At 63.4% G+C, this 23,994-nt stretch carries 18 protein-coding genes; 17 read left to right on the top strand and 1 reads right to left on the bottom strand.

What is annotated here, in order from left to right:
* The first annotated feature begins 126 nt into the window (after window positions 1–126).
* The 8 genes from CSC66_RS05175 (at window position 127) to CSC66_RS05140 (ending at window position 5,615) form a co-directional block, all read left to right on the top strand.
* On the top strand, window positions 127–1,278 hold the full coding sequence (locus CSC66_RS05175) for a tyrosine-type recombinase/integrase (RefSeq protein ID WP_202935601.1): 1,152 nt from the start codon (window positions 127–129) through the stop codon (window positions 1,276–1,278).
* A 485-nt stretch (window positions 1,279–1,763) separates the two neighbouring features.
* On the top strand, window positions 1,764–2,459 hold the full coding sequence (locus tag CSC66_RS05170; protein WP_162376324.1) for a hypothetical protein: 696 nt from the start codon (window positions 1,764–1,766) through the stop codon (window positions 2,457–2,459).
* Window positions 2,456–2,683, top strand: coding sequence for a hypothetical protein (locus CSC66_RS05165; RefSeq protein WP_162376323.1), 228 nt, complete (start codon window positions 2,456–2,458; stop codon window positions 2,681–2,683). Before CSC66_RS05170 ends, CSC66_RS05165 begins: the two co-directional genes overlap by 4 nt.
* Window positions 2,684–2,786: 103 nt before the next feature.
* Window positions 2,787–3,044: an AlpA family phage regulatory protein gene (locus CSC66_RS05160; protein WP_202935600.1), complete on the top strand. Its 258-nt coding sequence runs from the start codon at window positions 2,787–2,789 to the stop codon at window positions 3,042–3,044.
* A complete protein-coding gene (locus tag CSC66_RS17790; protein WP_425501031.1) occupies window positions 3,032–3,559 on the top strand; it encodes a CHC2 zinc finger domain-containing protein in 528 nt (175 codons plus the stop codon). Before CSC66_RS05160 ends, CSC66_RS17790 begins: the two co-directional genes overlap by 13 nt.
* Window positions 3,560–3,605: 46 nt before the next feature.
* On the top strand, window positions 3,606–4,655 hold the full coding sequence (locus CSC66_RS05150; protein WP_162376320.1) for an AAA family ATPase: 1,050 nt from the start codon (window positions 3,606–3,608) through the stop codon (window positions 4,653–4,655).
* Window positions 4,656–4,741: 86 nt separating this feature from the next.
* The gene (mobI, locus tag CSC66_RS05145) at window positions 4,742–5,248 is read left to right on the top strand and encodes a conjugative transfer protein MobI(A/C) (RefSeq protein ID WP_162376319.1); all 507 of its coding nucleotides are present in this window, start codon (window positions 4,742–4,744) and stop codon (window positions 5,246–5,248) included.
* Between the two features lie 16 nt (window positions 5,249–5,264).
* Window positions 5,265–5,615, top strand: coding sequence for a hypothetical protein (locus CSC66_RS05140; RefSeq protein ID WP_162376318.1), 351 nt, complete (start codon window positions 5,265–5,267; stop codon window positions 5,613–5,615).
* Between the two features lie 235 nt (window positions 5,616–5,850).
* Here the strand turns inward: CSC66_RS05140 and CSC66_RS05135 are convergent, their stop codons facing one another.
* Entirely contained in the window at window positions 5,851–7,500 is a 1,650-nt protein-coding gene (locus tag CSC66_RS05135; RefSeq protein WP_162376317.1) for a competence protein CoiA family protein, read from the bottom strand.
* A gap of 287 nt (window positions 7,501–7,787) precedes the next feature.
* On the opposite strand from CSC66_RS05135, the gene CSC66_RS05130 reads away from it, so the two are divergent.
* The 9 genes from CSC66_RS05130 to brxL all read left to right on the top strand — a co-directional run bounded on the left by CSC66_RS05130 (window position 7,788) and on the right by brxL (window position 23,960).
* Window positions 7,788–8,498 (top strand): hypothetical protein, encoded by a 711-nt coding sequence (locus CSC66_RS05130; protein ID WP_202935599.1) that lies wholly within the window; start codon window positions 7,788–7,790, stop codon window positions 8,496–8,498.
* A complete protein-coding gene (locus CSC66_RS05125) occupies window positions 8,485–9,033 on the top strand; it encodes a BREX protein BrxB domain-containing protein (protein ID WP_162376316.1) in 549 nt (182 codons plus the stop codon). The genes CSC66_RS05130 and CSC66_RS05125 overlap by 14 nt, the downstream gene beginning before the upstream one ends.
* A 27-nt stretch (window positions 9,034–9,060) precedes the next feature.
* Entirely contained in the window at window positions 9,061–12,507 is a 3,447-nt protein-coding gene (gene brxC / locus CSC66_RS05120; RefSeq protein WP_162376315.1) for a BREX system P-loop protein BrxC, read from the top strand.
* Between the two features lie 12 nt (window positions 12,508–12,519).
* On the top strand, window positions 12,520–15,894 hold the full coding sequence (locus CSC66_RS05115) for an Eco57I restriction-modification methylase domain-containing protein (protein ID WP_162376314.1): 3,375 nt from the start codon (window positions 12,520–12,522) through the stop codon (window positions 15,892–15,894).
* Window positions 15,891–17,714 (top strand): DUF262 domain-containing protein, encoded by a 1,824-nt coding sequence (locus CSC66_RS05110; protein ID WP_162376313.1) that lies wholly within the window; start codon window positions 15,891–15,893, stop codon window positions 17,712–17,714. Before CSC66_RS05115 ends, CSC66_RS05110 begins: the two co-directional genes overlap by 4 nt.
* 99 nt (window positions 17,715–17,813) lie before the next feature.
* Complete coding sequence (locus CSC66_RS05105; protein ID WP_162376312.1) at window positions 17,814–18,803, top strand: hypothetical protein; 990 nt, start codon at window positions 17,814–17,816, stop codon at window positions 18,801–18,803.
* Window positions 18,797–19,564, top strand: coding sequence for a hypothetical protein (locus tag CSC66_RS05100; RefSeq protein WP_162376311.1), 768 nt, complete (start codon window positions 18,797–18,799; stop codon window positions 19,562–19,564). Before CSC66_RS05105 ends, CSC66_RS05100 begins: the two co-directional genes overlap by 7 nt.
* The gene (gene pglZ, locus CSC66_RS05095) at window positions 19,561–21,915 is read left to right on the top strand and encodes a BREX-1 system phosphatase PglZ type B (protein WP_162376310.1); all 2,355 of its coding nucleotides are present in this window, start codon (window positions 19,561–19,563) and stop codon (window positions 21,913–21,915) included. The genes CSC66_RS05100 and pglZ overlap by 4 nt, the downstream gene beginning before the upstream one ends.
* The gene (gene brxL, locus CSC66_RS05090; protein WP_162376309.1) at window positions 21,912–23,960 is read left to right on the top strand and encodes a BREX system Lon protease-like protein BrxL; all 2,049 of its coding nucleotides are present in this window, start codon (window positions 21,912–21,914) and stop codon (window positions 23,958–23,960) included. The genes pglZ and brxL overlap by 4 nt, the downstream gene beginning before the upstream one ends.
* The last annotated feature ends 34 nt before the right edge of the window (window positions 23,961–23,994 follow it).

Genomic DNA, 23,994 nt, shown 5'->3' with positions numbered 1-23,994 from the left:
CTCCGAAGTGATTCAAAATGTCCTTTGACTACAGCCATTTGTAGTCCGAAGGCGTCTTGTGTTGTTTGCTCGCAGCCGAGAGAAAAGGGGGTATCGTGAGGGGTATCGAGACTGGATACCCGCTTTATGGCCGCCCGATCTTCTGCGCAACTGACTGACACGCGCATTCGCAATGCGAAGCGTGCTGACAAGCCCTACAAGCTGACGGATGGAGCTGGCCTGTTCCTGGCGGTGCAGCCAACTGGATCCAAGTGTTGGCGCTACAGGTACCGCATCGACGGACGCGAGAACCTCTTTGCCCTGGGCGAATATCCGGCAATCAGCCTTCAGCAGGCGCGTGCCCAGCGGGACGCTGCGCGCGAGCTGGTCAAGAAGGGAATACATCCAGCTGCCCATCGAAAAGCGCAGCGATTGGTGGTGGCGAAGCAAGCTGCTGACACATTCGAAGCGGTCGCCAAGGAATGGGTTGAAGAAAACAAGGAAGGCTGGTCGGCCTACTACCTGTCACAAGTCGAAACGGTGCTGGCGCAGGACGTCTATCCGGACGTGGGAAGGCTTCCAGTCAGGGCGGTTCAGGCGGCGCATTTGCTCGCAATCCTGAAGAGGGTCGAGAAGCGGGGTGCGCCAACCATCGCGATTCTGATCCGGCAGTGGTCTTCCGCGATCTTTCGCTACGCAGTGGTTACCCTGCGAGCAGATCATGATCCGGCTGCGGCGCTCAAGGGTGCTGTTACCAAGCCGAAGACAAGGCACAAGCGAGCCTTGGCCCAGAGTGAACTTCCCGGCCTTGTCGAGAAGGTTGAGGCATCGCGCAGCGGTACGCAGGTGAAGACTGCGCTCAAGCTTCTCCTCCTAACCTTCGTGCGGCCGAAGGAGCTGAGGGAGGCGCAGTGGGTTGAATTTGACTTGGACGGGGCGCTGTGGGAAATCCCCGATCGCAGGATGAAGCGGGGCATTGCGCATGTCGTACCGCTGAGTCGTCAAGCCGTCCAACTGCTCACTCAGCTCAAGGAACTCACGGGGAAACGGCCGCTGCTCTTTCCGAACGAGCGCGATCCCCATCGGCCGATGAGCCCGACGACACTGAATCGATGCCTGGAGCGCATGGGATACGCCGGTTACTTCTCCGCGCACGGGTTCCGGGCCACCGCATCGACCCACTTTAACTCGGTCGGGTGGCGAAAGGATGTCGTGGAGCGGCAGCTGTCCCACCAGGGGGGAACAAGGTTCGTGCGAGCTACAACCATGCTGAATACCTGCCGGAGCGCACCGAGATGATGCAGGCGTGGGCGGATTATCTGGATTCCCTGTCGGGCAACAGCAATGTTGTCCCAATCAGGCCTGTACTCCGCCGGATCTCATCCTGATTTTGGTCGCTTTCGACATGGTGATAGTACTGATGAGGAGTGCAAGGCGAGAGAGGTAGCCATGAAGTACAAGCTGATCGACCCGCTGCTAGTGCAGCTATCCAGAGCGCTGTTTCTGATCAAAGAAGTGAGGCCGGTACGGCTTTCAGGCCGGAGCCGAGACTGGGTGCTTCTGATCCAGGGGCGCGGGTTTACTCGCTTGCTTCAGGATGAAGTGCTCTGCTCGGGAAACCTGCATCGCCCCTCCTCGGCGGGCATGCCAAGGTCAAGAAGATTCTTCTCAGAAGGACATGCCTTGGCTGCGGCGCAGGCTATGGGGCTTGTTCGGAGACGAGTCGCTTGGTTGATCGACTCTGAGAAATCCCCTCGCGACAGGGCTGGGAAATGATTGATCCCTTGATCAACGATCTTTCCGAGGATCGGTTTCCTGATCTCCACGTCAGCGTTGAAGCTGATCCGTTCGTTGATAGGGTTGAGTGGGGGAATCCTTCAGCCCAGTACATCTATACGGCCGCCCTGATTACCAGTGGAGCAACGAACCTCGACGAGCTGAACGGGCGGCTTCAGGCCGTGCAGACTGCTGTTGACAGCGCCTTGGAAGGCGCTCGGTTTGCAGGGGAGGGGGAATGGCTGTACGGCTGTTGGGTGATTCCTGAGGAGCATCCTGGGCTGACTGCTTCCGTGCTCGGTGAGTTTGATTCGAGATCTCACTATCCGGCTTGCGAACTCCATGCGGCCATGGCCGTTTGGTTGATGGTCGAAGCACGAGCCGCTCTGCTCGTCGCCGAACTGGACGAGGTCAACCGTCTGGTCATCCAGGCGTCAATCTGCCTTGCGCACTGCTTCGGTGAGGGTGGTCGGTCTGTTGTGGAGAACCACGAGAGGGCTGCGCGGACGGAGAGGGCTAGGAAGGCGGGAAGCAGTCCTCGCCCGGCCACGCAAGAGCGGAACGCCAGAATGCGAGAGGAGTTTGAAAGCGGCATGTGGAGATCGAGAGCGAGTGCGATCGAGGCATTGGCGGGGAAGTATCACCTTTCCTTCGACCACGTAGATTCTTTGATGAAAGGCATTCCCTACAGGCGTCAGCCATGAATGCCATTCTGCTGATCGGAATCCTGATCCTCGCTCAAGCTGGGCTCGTAGTCGTTGCGTTTCTGTATTTCCGACGCACGGAGAAGCAGGAGATGCCAACGCCGGCAGAGGCCGAGCCTGCTGTTCCTGTGGATTTCGCTGAATCGAACCAGGACTTCGGTGGCTATCTGATCAATACGGACGCAGGCGTCACGTTGGATGACGTCTTCCGCGACAGAGATTGAATCAGGCCGGACCATAAGCGACCAATTGCAGTAGATGCCTGTTCCTGGGCGGGGGGGGTAAAAGCGTAGTTTTCACCCCTTTCTAGCGCGTTCATGACTGCTGATGCTCCTTGCACACATGGTGCGAGGAGAAACGCAAATGACTGACAGCGTCCGGATCCTGAGGATCCACCAAGTGCGCGAGCGGACGGGGCTTTCCAGGTCGACCATCTATGAGCTGGTCGCGGAGGGCGTCCTGCCTCCGCCGGTGCGGATCGGGCGCCGCACCGCTGGCTGGGTGGAGGCGGAGATCTCTGACTTCATTCGGCGCCGTATCGCCGAGTCTCGGGCCGTGCCTGGGGGTGCGGCATGCGTCAGATAAAGAGAACCCCTGCAGCGCTGGCGGGCGACGGCAGGGGTAGAAGCACTATGCGAGCGAGCTTCGATTGCGATCCTACCAGGCCCGTGCAGGCGGTGTTGGATCGACTGGACGGAGTACGTCGTGCGGGGCGTGATTGGATTGCACTCTGCCCGGCTCATGACGACCGCAGTCCGTCTTTGGCGATCGCGAGCGGTGACGCGGATGTCGTACTTCTGCACTGCTTTGCAGGATGTGCAGCAAGCGACGTTGTGCACTCGATCGGTCTTACGCTTGCTGATCTGTTCCCGAGGCCGCGGGGTCTTGGCGGGCCGCGCACCAGGAACAGGATCTCCGCCGAAGCGCGTTTTCGCGCTGCATTCTCAACGGTCTTGCATGAGGCAACGATCATTGAAGTCGCGGCATCCGATCTTGCGAAGCGAGCAACCCTGTCCGAGGAGGACCGTCAACGCTTGATCGAGGCCGTGGAGCGCATTCATCAGGCATGGGAGGTGCTGCGTGGGCACCGGAACGCTTGAGCAACGCGCTGTATCAGTTCTGCGGGAGGGCCAGGAACGGGTGGACATGCTGCGGGCCGCCGACGTGGCGATGGAAGAGATCAACTGGTTGTGGCCTGGCTGGCTGGCTCGCGGAAAGCTCCATCTGCTTGCGGGTGATGGTGGCACAGGCAAAACGACCTTGGCGCTGGCGATGGCCTCGACGATCAGTCGCGGTGGTCAGTGGCCGGACGAGACCCGCGCAGCCGCAGGCAACGTCTTGGTGTGGAGCGGGGAGGATGACATTGCCGACACGCTCGTTCCGCGGCTCGCGGCGGCGGGCGCGAATCTTGAGAACGTCTACCTCGTTGGTGACGTGCTCCAAGGGCACAGGTCTCGGCCATTCGATCCGTCGCAGGATCTGGACATGCTCGCAGCTGAGGCGGAGAGGATCGGCAAGATCTCCCTGCTGATCGTTGATCCGGTGGTGTCCGCGGTCCTGGGCGACAGCCACAAGAACACCGAGGTCCGAAGGTCACTTCAGCCACTTGTTGAGCTAGGCGCCATTCTCGACTGTGCTGTGCTCGGCATCAGTCATTTTTCCAAGGGCGGTGGTGGAATCGACCCCTTGCTCCGGGTGACCGGGTCGATCGCCTTCGGCGCCACTTCGCGGGTGGTGCTCGTGGCGGGTAAGCCCCGCGATGGCGACGACAGGATCCTGGCGCGTGCAAAGTCGAACATCGGCCCAGATGACGGCGGGTTCGCGTACCGCATTGCGCTGGCAGAGGGACCGCCGCAGGCCTCCTACGTGGCCTGGGGCTCTGCTCTAGAAGGTGCCGCCCGCGATCTGTTGGGAGACCAGCCTGGCTATCAAGGCGAAGGCGCCTCCGAGGCCGTCACCGATTGGCTCCGGGAAGTCCTTGGCGCAGGGCCTCGTGACGTTGCTGATCTTCGGAGAGAGGCGCAGATGCTCGGCCACAGCTGGCGGACCGTCGAGCGCGTGAAGAACTCGCTCGGGATCCGCTCGCGAAAGGACGGGAAAGAAGGTGGTTGGCGCTGGTCGCTGCCGACCGAAGACCGCCAAGACCGCCAGTCACAGGGTGGCGGCCTTGGCGGTATTGACGGGGCCGGCACCTAGCTGGATCGAGCGAGACTTTCAGATCGGCTCCATTGCAGTGGATCTGAATGTGGCCTCCTGAGAGATAGAGTGCAAAGGATTGGGTCATGACATTGGCAAGGCAGATTCTTGAGGTCAGTGAATCGGTGAATGCCTGGGATGAGGCGTTGATCAGGCAGGCAGAGACGCTGGTGAAGAACTTCCGCCAGGAGCGGATTGCCCGCCAAGCCGAGTGGTTCCGTGAAGCAGCAAGCAGAGGGCGGCCGCGAGGACGCCACAACATCGAGGCCTGGTGCCCCCTGAATCTGTTTGCCCGACTGCACAACGGATCGCTGCAGATCTACTGGCAGCTTGTTTATCGGGATCGCACCACGAAGTCCGTTGGGTACAAGCACCTCGCCAAGAAGAAGACGGGCGGCTACGACCTTCGCCGGCTTCTCGCACATGCCAAGTCGTTTGAGCGTGACCTGGTTGCCGAGTACGAAGAGGACGCGCAGATCCAGAGGCTGCGCTGGGCGCAGTTCATCCGTTTGAGGCGGGACCTCGTCCAGATGGCCGACGCGAATGGTGCCGAGGGCGCCCTGATGAAGCGCCTTCGCCGCATGAATCAGTAAACGAGGAGAGAGCCCTGTGCAGACGGTGATAGAGCGAGTAATTCAGAAGGTTGCATCCTTCCAGTCGCTTGATGAAGGCGAGGAGGTCATGTGGCATGCCGCCCAGGCAGCCTATCGTCGTACCAGGATCAAGAAGCGGGCACTTCAGGCGCTCTCCAGCGGCAACGATGGCGGCTGGTCAAACAGCTGGGGAGTGGGCGACGTGCTGGCAGTGGCCTTGATCCTCAACAGGCAGGATGTTCTTTCCCGTCATGGCTATACGATCCTCCAGGCGATGGAGCGCATCAATCCGTTTTGGATCGAGTCGCTGGCCAGGATTGAGGCAGAGCTCAAGGCCGAGGGTCATCTTCCTGGGAGGCTCCCGTGATGACCGATTCTGTCGAGCGGATCGAGATCGCGCTCCCGCAGGGCGTGGCTGCGGAACTCCGTTACCTCGTGGATCTGTTGTCGGACGATCCATATGGAGCAGCGCCGGCCAGCATCGATGAGCTGTGCAACTACGTCATGACGGCAGTCGCGGATGGATCCCGTCGACCGGGAAGCTGGGAGCGTGGATTGCTCGACTCTTTGGGCCTGGTATCCCAGCGCGATGAGCATCACGTCTATCGACCTGATTGCGGTCCGCCGAGGTCCGGAAAGCTGGGCGCTTGATCGGAAGTGTCTCGTTCGCCAAGAAGCTTCCATTCCCCGCTTTCTGGATTTCCCAGCCAGACGGTCCGCCATCTCGCATCGTTGAACCAGACTCGGTACGTCGGGCTCCCTTTAGCGACTCTCTCGCGGACAATGCCCACTCCAAGTTTCGAGTGTGAGATCCAGCGGTCGATGTAGGAATCCACCCCTGTAGCCAGCAGGGGGTCGATATGCGGCGGTGTCGGGAGGAGCTTCCGATCACGGGTCGGCGAGCCATCTCCCGGTGTGGCGGCAACAACGAGATCGCCGCCAGGCTCGGGATCAAGCTCCAAGACGCCTGTTCCCACGAGCCTGGTTACAAATCCGTCCACGCATTTGAAGAAGTTCGGGATCGCCCGGTTCTCTGCTTCGGTGAAGTACCAGACGAAAAGGGACCACTTCTTGCGCCCCAGCCGCTGCGCTTCCTTACGCCCTTGCCATTGAGTCATGAACAGGCGCCACAGGGTTGGATCGACGCCATAGGTCGCTCTCAGCCAGCGTCCAAGCTCCATGCGGCTGACAGGGTGGCCAACGGGCTTGCCGTCGATGAAGTGTAGGTACATGGCCGCTTGCCAGAGCAGGTAGTGGGCCTGGTAGGCCCAGGCAGGGCCGCCGGAGCTCCTCAGCACTGGGTGAAGGATTTCCGGGATCATTGCCAAGAGGGTGTCAGCCTTGCCCTCGTCCCGTTGCTGGAGCGCCGCGTACTTTTCGGTGATGGACTCGGGCCTGGTGACCCGTAGCAGGTAGCGCAGGTCATCGACATGAGGTTCGCGGAGCTCCGCCTTCTTCTGGTCAAGCCAGATCTCCCGTTCCTGCTCCTTCTGCGCCTTGAGCCTGGCCAGTTCGTTGCGCCGCTCCTGGTTGTCCGCGATCTTCCGGTTCCTTGCCGCCAGTCTGACGGCAAGGGCATCGCGGGCAGCACGCCAGGCCTCAGTCGCAGGTGGGCATGAGATCCAGGACCGGTTCCGGGGCGTGTCCAGAACCAGCGCCTCGAAGACGGCAGGATCCTCAGCCTGTTGTGCTGTCACGCCGGACAGGTCGATTTCGACCATCCGGCGGCCTTCAGACTGGACGTTCCTGGTCTTCAGGTCAGTGACCGCGTGGGAGACTCGAATCTCGATCAGGAGTTCCCCGTCCTCATCCTCGGCCAGGACATCAGGGCGGTAGTCTGCAATGCTCGCTTCGGCACGGGCTTTCCGGAGCTGCACGGTGCGGGAGGGATAGTCCACGCGGTGGCCCAGAAGCTTCCCGCCGCGGACATCGGTTGCGGTCGGTGGGTTTGGCATGTCCTCGGTACCATTCCAAGCCGGGAGGGTGAGGCGCGGTCGCTCACAGATCAGCTGCTTCGCCATGCGGTGGATGGCCGACTCGTAGGCGCCCGAGCATGTGTGATCGGAATGGTGCGCAAAGTAGGCCCGTCGCTTGGTGCCCTGGTTCCGGGCCTGGAGCGGGCTGCCGCAGGCTGGGCAGGTGCAGCCGCAAGCCAGCCCGTTGGCGACCTGGCGTGGGGACCACATCCGCCCGTCGCGCAGCCCGAAGGGCACACGGAGCGTCGCAGCATTGTCGGGCTGGGCTTGGCGCATCGTCCGATCGTCACGCCATCCAGTCTCAGCCATTGAGATACGGCCGCCTGGGCGAGCTCTGGCCCCCTTGACTTCGCCATGCGAAGGCTCTGCAAGCCCGCGGGCGGCCCCGCCGCATCGACTGCCGAGCGGCAAAGCAGCTAGCATCCCCTGTCTACCCGGAAGATTGTCGCCATGCGACTTCCAGGCCTTCCAGGCCGGGTCGCAGACCAGAATTCATGCTCATGCTTCTCCCAGACTTGGGGTTCAAGACCACCGCTGGGGGCGCTCACGCGTCCCGCACCATCATGCTGGCCGAGCTGGGCCTCCTGCTCGATGCCTGTCCCGAAGATGCAGGGCAGGCGGACTATCGCCAAGCCGTGGTGGACCTGAATTGCCTGGCCAAGCGCTCGACCAGTACCCGGGCACTGACCTGGGGGCACCTGGTTGACCTGTATGGGGTGAATCCTGACCAGCTAGTCTTCCGCGGCATGCGCTGGTTCTGGACCAAGGACACCGAGGGCCGCCCCCTCATTGCCCTGAGTGCCGCCCTGGCCCGCGACGGCCTGCTGTCCTCGATTGCGCCGCATGTCTGGGCTGCGCCGGTGGGGTCGACCGTGTCCCGAGAGTCCGTCGAGACCTTCATGGCCGGCAAATTCCCGGACCGCTTCAGCCCGGCGACCCTGAAATCTGTCGCCCAGAACATCAATGCCTCCCTGACCCAGGCCGGCCACCTCGCTGGCCGGGCCCGGAAGCAGCGCGAGCAAGCCCGGCCCACTGCCGGGTCTGTGGCGTACGCCCTGCTCCTGGGACATGCCTCCGGCGCCCGCGGACCCGAGCTGTTCCAGACCCGCTTCATGAAAGCCCAGGATGCCCCCGTGGGGGTATGCATCGGCCTGGCCGAGGACGCGGCGCGCAAGGGCTGGATCGAGTTCAAGCGGGTTGCCGACGTGATGGAAGTCGCCTTCCCTCGTCTGATCCGTGCCGGCGAGGAGACCGTGATCCGTGAGCAAGCTTAAGCGCCTGCTGCAATCCTGGGAGCGCTTCATCCGCACGCCCTGGCGGGACGACGTGGCTGCTGCGCAGCGTGTGGTCTTCTGCGTGTATGACCCTGCCGAGGAGAGGTCGCTGAGGGCGAAGGTCGAGGAGTTCGAGCTGGCCACCCGTGCCGCAGGACATGCCTGGCAGCAATTCGACCTGACCGATACGTTTGCCCAATGGCTGGGTTCCCAGCGCTATGCGCCCAAATACTTCGAGAAGCCCGAGCTGCTGGGCACCCTGCTGCCCAAGTACCTGGACTTCCTTGCCCAGCGGTTCGCGGCATTCGTTGAAGAGACCGGCGCTGACGGCAACAGCGTGGTGGCAGTGAGCGGGGTGGGATCGGTATTCGGCCTGTGCAAGGTCAAGGATGTGGTCGACGCGTTTGCGCCGCATGTCCGTGGCCGCCTGCTCGTGTTCTTCCCGGGCAGCTTCGAGAACAACAACTATCGCCTGCTGGACGGGTACGACGGCTGGAACTACCTCGCCGTACCCATCACGGCGGATCAATCCTGATCGACCTCGCATTACTCAGGGGGAGTCATGCTCAATCGCGACATCTATCTCAAGGACCCGGCCGAGCGGAAGCTGGTCAACCAGGGTGTGGCCAGTGTCAACGATGATGCCTCGGCGGAAGCGCTGGCCGTTCTGCGCTATGAGCTGGAGACCTTCGTCTGCGACGGTCAGTACGAGAAGGGACTGGCCCATATCCTGGACACGTTCCTGCGCAACATCGACCAGCCGCAACAGCCCGGCGTGTGGATCAGCGGGTTCTTCGGTTCGGGTAAATCGCACCTGGTCAAGATGATGCGTGCCCTGTGGCAGGACGCCCCGTTCCCCGACGGCGCCACGCCCCGCGGGATTGCCGACCTGCCCGCTTCGGTGGCCGACCCGCTCAAGGAACTGAGTGCGCAAGGCAAGCGCCATGGCGGTCTGCATGCAGCCTCGGGCACGCTCGGTGCAGGCGCCACCGGCAGCGTGCGCCTGGCCCTGCTGCGCATCATCTTCAAGTCGGCCGGTCTCCCGGAAGGCTACCCGGTGGCCCGCTTCGTCATGTGGCTGATGAAGGAAGGGCGGCTGCAGGAAGTGCGCGATGCGGTCGAAGCCGCCGGCTATGACTGGCAGGAAGAGTTGGACAACTTCTACGTGGCCGATGGCATCGCCGATGCGCTGATCGCCGTCTGGCCCGACCGCTTCGCCTCCCGAAATGCCTGTGTCGAAACGCTCACGCAGATGTTCCCGGCCGTGAGCGACGTTTCCAGCGACGACATGATCAAGACCATCCGTCAGTCGCTCACCCGGGATGGCAAGTTCCCGCTGACCCTGGTGGTGCTCGACGAGGTGCAGCAGTACATCGGCAGCGATCCGCAGCGCTCAATGGATGTGCAGGAAACCGTCGAGGCCTGCAGCAAAAACATCGGCGGCAAGCTGCTGTTCGTGGGCACCGGCCAGACCGCCGTGACCGGCACCGCCAACCTGGCTCGCCTGCAGGGCCGCTTCACCGTTCTCGTCGAGCTGTCCGATGCCGATGTGGAAGCGGTAATCCGCAAGGTCATCCTGGCCAAGAAGCCGGAGACCATTCCGACGATTGCCGACACCATGGGCCGCAACCTGGGCGAGATCTCGCGCCACCTGCAGGGCACCACCATCGCCCACCGGCCGGAAGACCAGGCCGTCTTCCCGCAGGACTACCCGCTGCTACCCGTGCGCCGCCGCTTCTGGGAGGCAGCGCTCAAGGTGCTCGACCAGACCGGCACCGCCGCGCAGCTGCGCAACCAGCTGTCGGTGGTGCACAAGGTTATCCAGACCAACCTGGACGAGCCGCTGGGCTCGGTGGTGCCGGCCGACTTCGTGTTCTTCGACAGCGCCGAGAACCTGCTGCAGATGCGCCAGCTGCCGCGCAAGGTTTACGAGAAGACCAGTGCCTGGATGCGCGGCAATGAAGAGCAGCAGCTGATGGCCCGTGCCTGCGCCCTGGTGTTCCTGATCAACAAGGTGGCTGCGGCCAATACTGAGCTGGGGGTCCGCGCCACCGTAGACAGTCTGGCCGACCTGCTGGTGGTGGACCTTCCCGCTGGTTCCAGCGCCCTGCGCAGTCGCCTGCCCGCGGTGCTCGATGCCTGCGAGCTGCTGATCAGGGTCGATGCCGAATACCGCATCCAGACCGAGGAAAGCGCCGCCTGGAACGACAGCTTCATGAACCAGCGCGCCAACCTGGCCAGTCAGGCGCATACGCTGGAGCATGAGCGCGATACCCGCATCCGCAAGATGTTCGCGGACACGGTCGGCCGCCTGTCGCTGACCCAGGGCGCAGCGAAGGTTTCGCGCGAGGTCAGCCCGCTGTTCGATGCCGAGCTGCCCAAGGATGCCGACCAGCGCATCTACGTCTGGGTGCGTGATGGTTGGAGCACCGATGAGAACACCGTCAAGGCCGAGGCGCGACAGGCAGGCAGTGCCTCGCCCACGGTTTTCCTGTACCTGCCCAAGCGCCATGGCGACGACCTGCGCAACCAGTTGATGGAGTACAAGGCCGCGCGCAACACCATCGACGAGCGTGGCACGCCGGGTGCCAGTGCCGCCGCCGATACGCGCGAAGCCTTCGAGGCGATGCAGACCACCCTGCGCAATGCCGAGAACCGCATCCAGGCGATCCTGCGCGACTGCTTCAATGACGCGCGGGTCTACCAGGGTGGCGGCACCGAGGTGGTGGGCAGCGACCTTGCGGCGATGCTGCGCGAAGCCGCCGACAGCGCCCTGCTGCGCCTGTATCCGCAGTTCGGCCTGGCCGACAACGCTGGCTGGAGCAAGGTATTCGACAACGCCCGCAAGGGCGCGCCGGATGCGCTGAAGGCCGTCGGCGAGGACGGCGAGGCCGACAAGAACCCGGTCTGCAAGGCCGTGCTGGGCTTCATTGCCGGCGGCAAGACCGGCGCCGAAGTCCGTGCCCGCTTTGAAGGTGCGCCCTATGGCTGGTCCGGCGATGCCGTGGACGGTGCGCTGTTCGCCCTGCTGGTGGCTGGCGCCCTGCGCGCCCAGGACGAACGCGGCCAGCCGGTCGAGTTCAAGACGCTGGAACGCAAGGCCATCGGCAAGACCGGCTTCCGGGTCGAGGCCACCACCATCACCGCGACGCAGCGCATCCAGATCCGCAAGTTGTTGCAGCTGCTTGAAGTGAACGCCAGGCCCAATGAAGAACTCGCTTCGGTGGCAGGGTTCCTGGAAAAGCTGCGCGTCCTGTCCGAACGGGTCGGCGGCGAGGCACCCAAGCCGGCCTCACCGGATGTAAGCGTGATCGACGACCTGCGCCGCAGCGTCGGCAACGAACAGCTGCAGGCGTTGCACAACCAGCGCGACACGCTGGCGGAACTGATCGAGCAGTGGAAGGACCAGTCCGCCCGCATCGAGTCGCGTTGGCCCGCATGGCTCAACCTGAAGCAGCTTACCAGACACGCCGAACCGCTGGACGCGACCGAGGCCATCCGTGCCCAGGTGGCGGCCATCGAAGCCAGCCGGCAGCTGCTGGCCGAGCCTGATCCGGTGCCCGGTCTCGCCAACGAGCTGACCCAGGCCCTGCGTGAACAGCTCAACCGACACGCGGCGGACTATGCGGAACGGCATGGTGCCGGCATGAACGGGCTGGATGCCGACCCCAACTGGGCCAAACTGGAGCCCGAGCAGCGCAACGCCTTGCTGGCCGCGCAGAAGCTGACGCTCGCGGACACGCCTGCCATCAATGTGCAGACCACCGAGGACGTACTGGCCAGCTTGCAGGCACACCCACTGCCCGGCCTGGCCGACCGCATCGCCGCCTTGCCCGGCCGCTTTGCCCAGGTGGCGGAGGAGGCGGCGCTGCTGTGCGAGCCCAAGGTGCAGTTCGTCCCGCTGCCGCAGCGCACCTTGCAGAATGCCGACGAGGTGGACGCCTGGGCGGCCGAGGCCGCCGCAGCACTCAAGTCCGCGCTGGCCAACGGCCCCGTGCGGCCGCGATAGGGAGAGCACGACATGGATCCCTTGGAACGCAGCCTGCGTAACCGTCTGGAATCGACCGTCAAGCAGGCACGGCGCCTCGCTGAGGACGGCGCCCGCGCCGTGTTGGGCGAACTGGGTGTGGGCGAGGCCAATCCGCCGGCGCACCTGCAGGAGCCACAGCGTGCCCTGCGCCGGCGCCTGCGCGCGCATGGCCGCCAGCTCGGTGACCAGCTCAATGGCGGCAAGGTGCAGACCATCGCCCGTCTGGTGCAGGAAGTGGCCTACCAGCACTGGCACCGCATGCTGTTTGCGCGCTTCCTGGCCGAGAACGGGCTGCTGATGTTCGACGGCGTAGCCGTCACCCTGGAGGAGTGCGAGGAACTGGCGCCGGACGAAGGCGCACGCAACGGCTGGGAGCTGGCCGGGCGGCTGGCCGAGCGCATGCTGCCGCAGATCTTCAAGTCCGGCTCGCCGGTATTCGAACTTATCTTGCCCGCGGATGTGCAGATTCCGCTGGAAAAGTTGCTGGCCGACCTGCCGCCGGAAGTGTTCACTGCTTCCGACAGTCTGGGCTGGGTCTACCAGTTCTGGCAGGCCGACAACAAGGACGCCATCAACAAGTCCGAAGTGAAGATCGGTGCCGATGAGCTGCCCGCCGTCACCCAGTTGTTCACCGAGCCGTACATGGTGGCCTTCCTGCTGCATAACTCGCTGGGCGCGTGGTGGAACACGCGCCATCCGGACACGCCGTGCCCGGTGAGCTTGGACTACCTGCGCACGCTGGAAGACGGCACCCCTGCGGCAGGAACGTTCGACGGCTGGGCAGACTCGCTGGCCGAGTTCAAGCTGCTCGACCCCTGCTGTGGCTCGGGCCATTTCCTGGTTGCCGCCTTCCTGATGCTGGTGCCGATGCGCATGGCGGCCGAGGGGCTGAGCGCGCACGATGCCGTGGAGCGGGTGCTGGCGGAGAATTTGCACGGACTGGAGCTGGACGCCCGCTGCGTGGAGATTGCGGTGTTCGCGCTGGCGCTGGAAGCCTGGCGTTATCCGGACGAACGCGGCCATGCGCTGGGCGTGCGCCCCATCCCCAACCCGCGTATTGCCTGCTGTGGTCTGAAGGTGGCCGCGAAGGTGGAGGACTGGCAGGCGCTGGTGCCCGAGGGTGCGGTCAATGCCGGGCAGTTGCGCGAAGGTCTGGCACGGCTGCATCAACAGTTTGCGCAGGCGCCGCTGCTGGGCAGCCTGCTTTCGCCCAGCCGCCAGAAGGGCGATCTATATAGCGCCGATTACGCGCTGCTGGAGCCCTTGCTGCTAACGGCGCTGAAACAGGAAGTCGGCGAGGACGGCGAGGTCCGGCGCGAATCCGCACTCAGCGCGCTGGGCCTGCTGGAGGCGGCGCGGCTGCTGGAGGCGCGTTACCAGCTGGTCATCACCAACGTTCCGTATCTGGCCCGTGGCAAGCAGGATGAAGTGCTCAGGGATTACTGCGAACGCCATTACCCGGCGGCGAAGAACGATCTGGCCAACGTGTTTCTGGAGCGCTGCCTGGAACTGTGCGGTGACGGCGGCGTGGTGCAGATCGTGATGCCGCAGAACTGGCTGTTCCTGACCAGCTACAAGAAGCAGCGCGAGTCCTTGCTCAAACGGGTGCAATGGAACCTGCTGGCGCGGCTGGGCGAGGGCGGCTTTGAAAGCTCGCAGGCGGCGGGCGCGTTCATCATCCTGCTGACCCAGACCCGCACCCCGGCGGCGGACGAATTCCTCATGTGCGGTGTGGATGCGAGTGCGCCCAAGGTTGCGCAGGAGAAGGCGGTGCTGCTGCGTGAAGGCGAGTTGGTGGCGGTAAGCCAGAAGGCGCAGGCGAAAAATCCCGATGCAAGGGTGGCGTTGAACGGCGAGGCAACTGGTACCTTATTGAACGCAATTTCGCATAGTCACCATGGCTTGGTGTGTGGCGACCGGCCAAGGATGACTGTCAGCTTCTGGGAGCTCAGTGCAAAGAACGGAACTTGGATCGATTACTGTGGAACGGTTACTGATTCAAAGCATTTTGGGGGTAAAGAAACTTACTTACGTTGGTGCAATGGCACCGGTGCTATTAGGGAGTTGAGGGGCGCTACAAACCTTGAAACCCATGCATGGCTGCGCAAAGGCATAGTTGTGAGTGCAATGCGAGCCTTGCCAGTCACGCTCTACACGGGTATGGCTTTTGACAACAACACAGCTGTTATCACGGCAGATGTAAAAGGGCATCTCCCCGCCATCTGGTGCTTCTGCTCCTCCCCCGAGTACAACGAAGCCGTCCGCCGAATTGATCAGAAGCTGAACGTCACCAACGCCACCTTGGTCAAGGTGCCGTTTGATCTGGAGCGCTGGCAACAGGTGGCCGCCGAGCGCTATCCCAACGGCCTGCCGAAGCCGTACTCCGACGATCCCACCCAATGGATCTTCCACGGGCACCCCTGCGGCTCAGTGGTCTGGGACGAGGAGGACGCCAAGTGGACCGCACCCGGCCCGCAGCGCATCGAGGCCAGCGTGCTGCAGATCGCCGTCGCCCGCCTGCTCGGCCACCGCTGGCCGGCGGAAACCGATGCGGACATGGAGCTGGCCGACGAGGCTCGCGCCCTGGTCGCGCAAAGCCAGACGCTGCTGTCGCACGCCGACACCGACGGCATCGTCTGTATCCCGCCCGTGGGCGGCGAGAAGGCCGCCGCCGATCGCCTGCTGAACCTGCTGGCCGCCGCCTATGGCGAGAGCTGGAACAACAGCGTGCTGACGCAGCTGCTGGCCAGCGCCGACTATGCCGGCAAGACGCTGGAGAGCTGGCTGCGCGACAAGTTCTTCGCCCAGCATTGCGAGCTGTTCCACCAGCGCCCCTTCATCTGGCACATCTGGGACGGCCTGCGCGACGGTTTCGCCGTGCTGGTGAACTATCACCGCCTGGACACCAAGACCCTGGAAGCCCTGATCTACACGTATCTGGGCAACTGGATCAGCCGCCAGACCCAGGACGCTGCGGCTGGCGTAGAAGGCGCGCAGGAAAAGCTCGACGCCGCCCAGGCCCTGAAGCAGAAGCTGGAGCTGATCCTCAAAGGCGAGCAGCCTTACGACATCTTCGTGCGCTGGAAGCCCCTCGACCAGCAGCCCATCGGCTGGGACCCCGACCTCAACGACGGCGTGCGCCTCAACATCCGCCCCTTCCTGTCCGTGCCCGATGTCGGCAAGAAGGGCGCCGGCGTCCTGCGCGAGCGCCCCAAGCTGAAGTGGGACAAGGACCGCGGCAAGGACGTCGAATCCGCCCCCTGGTACCACCTCGGCCCGCAGTACGGCGGCAAGCAAGGCGACCGCATCAATGACCACCACCTCAGCCTGGCCGAGAAGCAGAAAGCGCGGGAGCGCAAGAAATGATCAAGGACGTCAAGAACTTTCCGATCTCCCAGTTGTTCGACATCGAGGCACGGGTGGTCTACGCCATTCCGCGCTACCAACGCGAGTACACCTGGGGCTCGAAAGCGTGGGAGTCCTTGTTTGACGACCTGTTGGACAACGATCCCGGTTACTTCCTGGGTTCGATCATCTGCATCAACCACACCACCGACACCCTGGCGATCCAGCGTCTGGAAGTGGTCGACGGCCAGCAGCGCCTGACCACGCTGTCGCTGTTGTTTGCTGCGCTGTACCAGGCGCTGAGAGTGCAGGATAAGGATCTGGATGACGACCAGCGTGTGGAGCTGATCAACCTCAAGCGCAAGCTGGTGCTGAAAAAGGGCGATGACGAGCTTCGGGTGATCCCGCAGATCCAGAACAGGAATCTGGACGATTACCGCGCTGTGTTGGCAGAGGCGGGCGTCATTGGTCACGTCGACACGCCGTCTTATGCCGGCAATCGGAAGATATTCAAGGCATACCGGTACTTTCAGTCCCGCATCAGGGCGATGCTTGACGGCCATGAGGACCGGATCGCGCCGATCATGACTTTCCTTGAGAAGGTGAGTCAGGCCAGCCTAGTGAAGATTGAGGTCGCCAGCCATGCGGATGCCTACACCTTGTTCGAGTCGCTGAACAATCGCGGCGTTCCGCTGACAGCCATCGATCTGATCAAGAACAAGTTGCTGGCAAGGCTGGAGATCGATGAACCCGGCAAGGTGGACCGCTACTTCGATATTTGGAAGAAATTGCTCGAAGATCTTGGCGATGATTATGCCGTCCAGGAACGCTTTTTCCGACATTACTACAACGCGTTCAAGGATCGGCTGAATGCGCCATTCCGCAAGGAAGAGGACAAGCGCAAGGATCCTCTGGGTCCGGAGGCTAAGCGCTCCAACTTGATCCAGATCTATGAGAAGTTGATCAACGAGAATGCCGAGCAGCACCTCAAGGACATTCGTGAGGCCGGGCGCTTGTATGCGTTGATGCTGGGGCGCAATGAGGATCCGACCTGGGCTGCCCTGGACAAGCCGTTGCAGGATCTGGATCGTATCCAGGGCGCGCCCTCCCACCTGTTGATGCTGTACCTGCTGATGCAGCGCCAGACACTGGGACTGGATTCAACGCAGTTGAGTGCCGTCGTGCGGTTGCTTGTGTGCTTCTTCGTTCGTCGCAACCTGACCGATACGCCGCCTACCCGTGATCTGACACGACTTTTCATGTCGATTGTTGACAGGCTTTCTGACAAGGCCGGTGATGAGGTCGTGATCACGATTCGCGATACGTTGCTTGCGGTGTCTGCGTCCGACGACGTGTTCCGCGGCAAGCTGGAAGGTGCCATCTACGAGGAGAATGCTGGCGTTGCGCGTTTCGTGCTGTGCGCACTGGCGGAACAAGGTATGACCCGGGAAACCTGGGTGGACCTGTGGCGGTTCGAGAACAAGCAGTTCGTCTGGACCATTGAACACATCTTTCCCCAGGGCGAGAACATCCCCGAGGCATGGGTGGACATGATTGCAGGCGGCGACATGACGAAAGCGAAGGGGTTGCAACAGGTGCATGTGCACAGGTTGGGCAACCTGACCATTTCGGGTTTCAACAGCACTCTGGGCAACAAGAGCTTTGCTGAAAAACGCGATCGTACGGACAGGCAGGGCCGGCCGGTTGGATACAGGAATGGCCTGCGGCTCAATGAGGAGTTGGCCAAGTCGGATGCCTGGAGCGTTGAGCAGATCGAAAAGCGCACAGCGGAGCTTGTTGATCGCGCGGTCCGGCTGTTCGACTTTCATGGTGTGAGTTGAGGGGCCACCCGAGGCGTATTCAGGTTTGAAGCTGCGCCGATAGACTTTATGACACTAAAAGAATTGCATTTAGTGTAATTTAGTTTTAGTCTCCCGCCCATGCAGCCGCTTGTCGCCCAGTTTCAGGCTTATGTTCAGCAGCTCACCGGCCAGGCGCCAGTGTGGCTCGACTGGCCGGCTGGTGCGTTGCCCGGCTACCTGAAACAGCGTTACGAGCCATATCTGGTCAGTCTTGGCGAGCAAATTTGGGCAGCGGCCTTCCTGCGCGAGGCTGAGCCGCCTGCTCCTTTGGCCTTGCGTAAACAGCTGGATCAACTGGTCGATGGTCTGGACGTGCCCGTCGCGGGCGTGTGTCTTGTGGCGGAGCACCTGCCTCCGTACCTGCGCACGCGCCTGGTGGAGCTGGGGCAACCCTTTGTCGTGCCCGGCCGACAGCTGTTCTGGCCGGCCATCGGCAGCGCCGAAACCCTCCAGCGCCCGCAGCGGCTGCCGCCGGCGCCGGTAAGCAATCTGGGGCCGGCGGCCCAGCAGTTGTTGATCGCATTGCTGCTGGATCGGCTGCTGCCGCCCGTGACCATTGCCGTGGCCGCAGAGGCCCTTGGCTGCACGGCAGCCAGCGTCAGCCAGGCGGTGAAGGCACTGGAAGGCAGTGGCCTGGTGCATAGCGAGACGCAGGGACGGACGCGGGTGTTTGTACTGGCCGGTCCTGCGGCTGTTGTCTGGCAGCGTACGCAGCCCCTGCTGCGGACGCCGGTTCGTCAACGGCTGCGGATTCTTCAGGCCGATCTGCCTCGGGAGGTGACTCTGCGAGCGGGTGAGAGTGCGCTGGCAACCCAGACCGATCTGGCCGATCCGGCCGAGCCCGCCTACGCCATCGCCAGCCGCCAGTGGCCCAAGGAGATTGGTGCCAGGCACATCCCGACCCCGGACGCCGGAACCTGCGTGGTCGAGCTTTGGCGCTACCCGCCGGAAGCGACCGCCACCGGGGGAGTGGTTGACCCGCTGTCGCTGTTCCTGAGCCTGCATGACAGTAAGGATGAGCGGGTGCAGTTGGCGCTGGAGGACTTGATGGAGCAGGTCGCATGGTGAGGGGGCTGGATACGTTCGCTGCGTTCTTTGCCGGCGACGAGACACGCTATGCGCTCATCGGAGGTGTGGCGACCCAGCTGGTGCTGGAAGCGGCGGCCCTGCCGGCGCGGGCGACCAGGGATCTGGATATCGTGCTGTGCGTGGAGGCGCTGGATGCCGCGTTCGGGCAGAAGCTGTGGGACTTCATCGAAGCGGGTGGTTATGAAGTGCGTCAGCATGGTGAGCATGGACGCAACTTCTATCGCTTCGCCAAGCCTGCCGATGCGAAGTACCCCCACATGCTGGAGTTCTTTGCCCGTGAACCCGGGTATCTTCCGCTGGCGCAGGGCGCCCACCTGACACCGGTACCTTTCGACCAGCAGGTGGAGAGCCTCTCTGCGATTCTGCTGGACCAGGATTACTACCGCTTTCTGCATGCGCACACCCACCAACTGGACGGTGTGCGGATCGTCACCGAACGGGCGCTGATTCCGCTGAAGGCGCGCGCGTGGCTTGATCTTGTGTCCCGGAAGGCCGTTGACCCCGATGCAGTGGACAGCCGCCATATCCGCAAGCATCGCAACGACGTGCTGCGGCTGTCGCAGCTGCTGTCCGAGGACGATCGGATCGAAGTGTTTGACGCGATCCGGACCGATATGACCGGGTTCTGCCGGGAGGTGGAACCGGTCGTATCCGCCGAATTGTTGCGCGAGCTCGAGATTGCCGAGGCGCCCGACGCGCTGCTCTCTCGCTTGCGCCGGAGTTTTGGAGTGAGTGCATGATCATGACCGAAGCCACCAGCCCTCTGCAGGCGCTGGCACAGGCGCTGCGCCGCGCGGCCCGTTTCAACCGGGACGTGGAGTGTGGGCCGCACTGCATCCTGTGGCCGGACAAGGAAGGCCAGTGGCGGCCTGTGATCGCGGCCCTGCAGGCTGAGCTGCCCGAGCTGCTGGTGCTGGGCCCGGTTGACGAGGCGCATCGCACCGGGCCGGCGATCTGGCTGCGCTGCGCCATCGCCGGGCAGATCGCTTCGGTGAAGCTGGATGGCCAACATCCCCCCGTCCTCTACCTGCCTGAAGTAAGTCGCCAGGACCTGCGGGCTGTTGAGCAATGCCCGGAACCGCTCCGACCTCTTGCGGAACTTCAGTATCGCGGCCAGATTTTCTCCCAGGCCAACGCCAAGGACTGGACCGTACGCGCCTTCCTCAAGGCCGTGCAGGGTGGCCTGGGGCTGGATGTGGGCCAGGACAAGGAAACCCGTGATGCGCTGCTGCTAGCGCTTCCGCAGGTCATGGATCAGCCGCTTGAGGTGCTGCGCGCACGTCGACTGGATAGCGCGTGGTTCAACACGCTGCTGACTGGCGGCGATCCGGTCCGCGATCTGTTGCTTTGGATGGATGCGCCAACCGCCTTCCGTGAAGCGAGGGATGACAGCGCCTGGGCGGCGTTCAAACGGGTCAGCAAGGCGAAGTTTGCGTTTCAGCCCGACGATGGAGAGCTGGCTGCGGCGGCGAAGCTGGCGGCGCGATCCGGGCCCTGGAAGCTCGTGTGGCAGCGCTATGAAGAAGCCCCTGCGCGGTACCGGAATATTCCGAAACTGATCCGCCGCTGCACGCCGCCGGTGTTCGACATGCTGACGGGTGCCGACACCGCGGGCGGCTGGCCTCAATGGAACCAGGAGCGTGAGGACGATCTGCGCGCTTCGCTCAATGTGCTGGCCCACCGGCCGCCACACGAGGCACGGGAGCAGTTGCTGCGGCTGGAGCGCGACCATCGTGCGCGGCGCGACCTGGCGTGGGCGTCCCTCGGCGAGGCTTCTCTGGCGCTGGCGATGGCACCGCTGGCGCAATTGGCCGATGCCACCTCCCGATCCGCGGCAGCGGCTACGATTCAGGACATGCAGACGCTGTATTCAACCAGCGGCTGGCAGGCCGATGACGCGGTGCTGCGTGCCCTGGAGTACGCCGAGTCACCGCAGGACCATGCGGCAATCACCGCAGCGATCCGCAGTGTCTATCTACCCTGGATGGAAGAGGCTGCGCGTCAGCTGCAGACGCTGGTGCATGCGACCCGGTCTCCGGGCGGCGTACGCGAAGGCAAGCCCCCGGCCTACATTGCGAAGAACCAGTGCGTGCTGTTCGTGGATGGGCTTCGATTCGACCTCGGGCGCCGGTTGGCTGGCCTGCTCGCTGATGGGGGGCGTGAAGTCACCGAGCATCCGACATGGATAGCCCTGCCCAGCGTAACTGCGACCGGCAAGGCCGCGGTGTCGCCGGTGGCCGACCGTTTCATGGGCCAGCCGGGAGCAGATGATTTCGTTCCTGATGTCGCCGCAACCGGATCCAGTCTGAGCACCCAGCAACTTCGCAAAGTGCTGACGGACGCTGGCTGGCAGGTGCTGACGGGAAACGAGGTCGGTGAGCCGGGCGGGCAAGCCTGGTGCGAGTTTGGCGATATCGACCAGGAGGGTCATGCGCGCGGCTGGAAGCTCGCGTTGCATGCGCAGGCGTTGCTGGCTGAGATTTCGGCGCGTATCGCGGCCCTGTTGGACGCCGGCTGGGGTCAGGTGAGAGTGGTGACGGACCATGGCTGGCTGTTGCTGCCGGGCGAGCTGCCCAAGATCGAGTTGCCCAAGGCGCTTGCGACTACCAAGTGGGGGCGCTGCGCTGTGTTGAAGGATGGGGCGCATTCCGACGAGCGCCTGTACCCGTGGTACTGGGATCCAGGCCAGTCCTTTGCCTTGGCCGACGGGATCGCCTGCTACAAGAAGGGCGAGGAGTACGCGCACGGTGGCTTGAGCCTGCAGGAATGTCTGACGTTGCAGCTCGCAGTGAGCTCCCAGGCGACGTCCGCGATTCGGACTGTGCGGATCGGTGACATCGGCTGGAAGGGGTTGCGGGTCTCGGTCTCGCTGGAAACTCCTGTGGAGGGGCTGCAAGCAGACGTGCGGCTGCGGGCGGGCGATCCGGCCAGCAGCGTTGTAGTTGCCAGCAAGCCGTTCTCGGGGCATGGCACCTGTTCGCTGGTCGTTGAGGACGAGGATCTGGAAGGTCGGCCAGCTTTTGTGGTTGTTGTGGATGCGGATGGCGTATTGCTCGCCCAGCGAGCGGTTTCCATTGGAGTGAACGAATGAGCGTGCAGCTCGACCAGATTGATCGTCTGGCGGTTGATGCCCTGGACGGCTACCTGGTCCGCAAGGATCTGGTCAGGACCTTCAGCCGGCAATTTCCGGTGCCGACCTATGTGGTGGAGTTCCTGCTGGGTCGCTACTGCGCCAGCGTGGATCCGGCGGAGATCGAAGAGGGGCTGGAGATCGTCCAGCGCCAGCTGCAGTCCCGTACGGTCAAGGCGGGCGAGCAGGAGCTGTTCAAGTCGCGAGCCAGGGAGCAGGGCCAGATCAAGTTGATCGACCTGATCACTGCGAGGCTGGATACCAAGACCGACAGCTATCTGGCGACTCTGCCAAGCTTGCAACTCAAGGATGTGCGCATCGATGCCGAGCTGGTAAGCCAGCACGAGCGCATGTTGACCGGTGGCTTCTACGCCGAGATTTCCCTGGGCTACGACGCCACCATTGCCCAGGAGAAGAACGGCCGGCCCTTCGGCATCGAGTCCATCCGGGAGATCCAGCTGTCGAGTCGCGACGTGCTGGAAAAGCTGGGTCAGGCGCGGGCCGGTTTCACGACGGGGCAGTGGAAGGATTTCCTGTTGCGCTCGATCGGCATGGAGGCGGAGGGGCTTTCCGACCGGCAGAAGGACGCGCTGCTTCTGCGCATGGTTCCGTTCGTCGAGCGCAACTACAACCTGGTTGAACTGGGGCCGAGGGGCACTGGCAAGAGCCACTTGTTCCAGCAGGTGTCGCCCTACGCCCACCTGATTTCCGGCGGCAAGGCCACCGTGGCCAAGATGTTCGTGAACAACTCGACCGGTCAGCGCGGCCTGGTCTGCCAGTACGACGTGGTGTGTTTCGACGAGGTCTCCGGCATCTCCTTCGACCAGAAGGACGGCGTGAACATCATGAAGGGCTACATGGAGTCCGGTGAGTTCAGCCGCGGCAAGGAGAGCATCCGTGCCGATGGCAGCATCGTGCTGGTGGGCAACTTCGATGTGGACGTGGAGCATCAGCAGCGCATCGGGCACCTGCTGGGGCCGATGCCTCCCGAGATGCGGGACGATACGGCCTTCATGGATCGAATCCACGCCTTCCTGCCTGGCTGGGACGTGCCGAAGGTCAACAAGGATCTGCTGACCGACCACTTCGGCCTGGTGAGCGATTTCCTGTCGGAATGCTGGAGCCAGCTGCGTGGCGAGAGCCGCGTGGGGCTGCTGCAGGGGCGTGTGCAGTACGGCGGTGCGCTTTCCGGGCGTGACACGACGGCGGTCAACAAGACGGTAAGCGGGCTGCTGAAACTGCTGTATCCCGCCGCGGTCGACGTGCCGGATGAGGATATCGAGTGGGCCGTACGGATCGCGCTTGAGGCGCGGCGACGGGTCAAGGAGCAGCAGAAGCGGATCGGCGCCGCCGAGTTCCGCAACACCCACTTCAGTTACGTGCTGGGCGAGGACGGCGTGGAGCGCTTCGTATCGACGCCGGAGCTGCAAAGTGCCGGAGGCATTGGCGAGGACCCGCTGGAACCGGGACAGGTGTGGACGATCAGCCCGGGCGCTGATGACGAGCATCCGGGGCTGTTCCGCATCGAGGTCAACGAGGGGCCGGGATCGGGCGTGAAGATCCTCAACAAGCCTGTGCCGCCGGCGTTCCGCGAAAGCATGGGTTACGCCGAGCAGAACCTCTACGCGCGGGCGCAGCAACTGGTCGGAGACAAGGATCCGCGACAGCACGAGTTCACCGCCCAGCTTCGGGCGTTCGATGCCGCCAAGGCTGGCGGCAAGCTGGGGGTGGCCTGCCTGGTGGCCCTGTGCACGGCGCTGCTGAAGCGCAGTGCGCGCGGGGGATTGATCGTGGTGGGCGAGGTGAACCTGGGCGGTTCGATCGAGCCGGTCCATGACCCCGTCAACCTGGTGGAACTCGGGGTAGAGAAGGGCGCCAGCGCGCTGCTGATGCCGGTGTCATGCCGGCGCCAGCTCATCGACCTGTCGGACGACATGGCGACCCGGATCGACATCCAGTTCTACTCGGACGCCAAGGACTGCCTGCTGAAGGCGATTCAGGACTAGATCGGCCGCACAATGTCGCGTGCGGACGAGATCT

Source organism: Pseudoxanthomonas kaohsiungensis, from assembly GCF_010211765.1.
GTDB classification, from domain to species: Bacteria; Pseudomonadota; Gammaproteobacteria; order Xanthomonadales; family Xanthomonadaceae; genus Pseudoxanthomonas; species Pseudoxanthomonas kaohsiungensis.
This window is presented reverse-complemented; position numbering and strand designations above follow the sequence as displayed.

Bases quoted from the DNA above. Each gene is read 5' to 3' on its own strand.
- CSC66_RS05165 (WP_162376323.1), top strand. From the start codon at position 2,456: ATGAATGCCATTCTGCTGATCGGAATCCTGATCCTCGCTCAAGCTGGG.
- brxL (WP_162376309.1), top strand. From the start codon at position 21,912: ATGAGCGTGCAGCTCGACCAGATTGATCGTCTGGCGGTTGATGCCCTG.
- CSC66_RS05100 (WP_162376311.1), top strand. From the start codon at position 18,797: ATGGTGAGGGGGCTGGATACGTTCGCTGCGTTCTTTGCCGGCGACGAG.
- mobI (WP_162376319.1), top strand. From the start codon at position 4,742: ATGACATTGGCAAGGCAGATTCTTGAGGTCAGTGAATCGGTGAATGCC.
- pglZ (WP_162376310.1), top strand. From the start codon at position 19,561: ATGATCATGACCGAAGCCACCAGCCCTCTGCAGGCGCTGGCACAGGCG.
- CSC66_RS05115 (WP_162376314.1), top strand. From the start codon at position 12,520: ATGGATCCCTTGGAACGCAGCCTGCGTAACCGTCTGGAATCGACCGTC.
- CSC66_RS05105 (WP_162376312.1), top strand. From the start codon at position 17,814: ATGCAGCCGCTTGTCGCCCAGTTTCAGGCTTATGTTCAGCAGCTCACC.
- CSC66_RS05175 (WP_202935601.1), top strand. From the start codon at position 127: ATGGCCGCCCGATCTTCTGCGCAACTGACTGACACGCGCATTCGCAAT.
- CSC66_RS05110 (WP_162376313.1), top strand. From the start codon at position 15,891: ATGATCAAGGACGTCAAGAACTTTCCGATCTCCCAGTTGTTCGACATC.
- CSC66_RS05130 (WP_202935599.1), top strand. From the start codon at position 7,788: ATGCTGGCCGAGCTGGGCCTCCTGCTCGATGCCTGTCCCGAAGATGCA.
- CSC66_RS05150 (WP_162376320.1), top strand. From the start codon at position 3,606: ATGCTGCGGGCCGCCGACGTGGCGATGGAAGAGATCAACTGGTTGTGG.
- brxC (WP_162376315.1), top strand. From the start codon at position 9,061: ATGCTCAATCGCGACATCTATCTCAAGGACCCGGCCGAGCGGAAGCTG.
- CSC66_RS17790 (WP_425501031.1), top strand. From the start codon at position 3,032: ATGCGTCAGATAAAGAGAACCCCTGCAGCGCTGGCGGGCGACGGCAGG.
- CSC66_RS05160 (WP_202935600.1), top strand. From the start codon at position 2,787: ATGCTCCTTGCACACATGGTGCGAGGAGAAACGCAAATGACTGACAGC.
- CSC66_RS05135 (WP_162376317.1), bottom strand. From the start codon at position 7,500: ATGCGCCAAGCCCAGCCCGACAATGCTGCGACGCTCCGTGTGCCCTTC.